The 249-nt window shown below is 61.0% G+C and carries 1 protein-coding gene; it reads right to left on the reverse strand.

Annotated features, from left to right (window positions below):
- Positions 1-249 (reverse strand): M20/M25/M40 family metallo-hydrolase (locus EOD29_RS33830; RefSeq protein ID WP_127248881.1); only part of this gene is annotated, 249 nt, incomplete at both ends.

Genomic DNA, 249 nt, shown 5'->3' on the forward strand with positions numbered 1-249 from the left:
TGCGGCCCCTGGACGATGGCGATCTCGTCAATCGACAGCCCCGGCATATTGTGCAGGCCATAAACGGCATCGCAGGGGAAAAGCCGGAAAAGCCCCTCTTCCACCATGCGTTTTGCACCGCCGCGGCCTTCTTCTGCCGGCTGAAAGATGAAATGCACCGTGCCGGAAAAAACCCGCGTCGCCGCCAGATACCGCGCGGCGCCGATCAACATTGCCGTATGGCCGTCATGGCCGCAGGCATGCATCTTT

The sequence above is a fragment of the Mesorhizobium sp. M1A.T.Ca.IN.004.03.1.1 genome, assembly GCF_003997555.1.
Classification (GTDB): domain Bacteria; phylum Pseudomonadota; class Alphaproteobacteria; order Rhizobiales; family Rhizobiaceae; genus Mesorhizobium.